Origin of the sequence: Paenibacillus herberti, assembly GCF_002233675.1 — a bacterium.
Lineage (GTDB): Bacteria > Bacillota > Bacilli > Paenibacillales > Paenibacillaceae > Paenibacillus_O > Paenibacillus_O herberti.
In genome coordinates this window covers 1153285-1154110 of the sequence record NZ_NMUQ01000002.1, presented here as the reverse complement: position 1 = coordinate 1154110, position 826 = coordinate 1153285, and the positions used below count along the sequence as shown (strand labels likewise).

Annotated in this window: 1 rRNA gene (cut by a window edge); it reads right to left on the bottom strand. The window is 52.5% G+C overall.

Features of this window, described 5'->3' with window-relative positions:
• Positions 1–699 (bottom strand): 23S ribosomal RNA (locus tag CGZ75_RS17615); it reaches 2240 nt to the left of the window's first position.
• Between the last annotated feature and the right edge of the window lie 127 nt (positions 700–826).

The following is an 826-nucleotide window of genomic DNA, read 5'->3' as shown; positions in this document are numbered from 1 at the left end:
TCGCCCTATTCAGACTCGCTTTCGCTGCGGCTCCGTCTTCCCGACTTAACCTTGCACGTGAACGTAACTCGCCGGTTCATTCTACAAAAGGCACGCCATCACCCAGTAATAGGGCTTTGACTTTTTGTAAGCGCACGGTTTCAGGTTCTATTTCACTCCGCTCCCGCGGTGCTTTTCACCTTTCCCTCACGGTACTGCTTCACTATCGGTCGCCAGAGAGTATTTAGCCTTGGCAGATGGTCCTGCCGGATTCCCACGAGGTTTCACGTGTCTCGCGGTACTCGGGATCCGTCTCGGAGGGAATGGACTTTTGGGTACAGGGCTTTTACCTCTTGTAGCGGGCCTTTCCAGACCTCTTCGCCTAACCCATTCCTTTGTAACTCCATGTGAGACGTCCCACAACCCCAAGGAGCAAGCCCCTTGGTTTGGGCTAATCCGCGTTCGCTCGCCGCTACTGACGGAATCACTATTGTTTTCTCTTCCTCAGGGTACTTAGATGTTTCAGTTCCCCTGGTATGCCTCACGCGACGCTATGTATTCACATCGCAGTAACTGGACATTACTCCAGCTGGGTTTCCCCATTCGGAAATCCCCGGATCAACGCTTGCTTACAGCTCCCCGAGGCCTATCGTGGTTCGCCACGTCCTTCTTCGGCTTCTGGCGCCTAGGCATCCTCCGTGCGCTCTTAGTAGCTTAACCAATGCTCCGGTTCTAACGAACCTTCGCTTCACCTTGTCCGAAGACAAGCTGACAGGTAAGCAACAGCTATCGGATGTTTCAGCATTTCATATCGTTCGTATCCAGTTTTCAAGGTACAAGGTGTTTT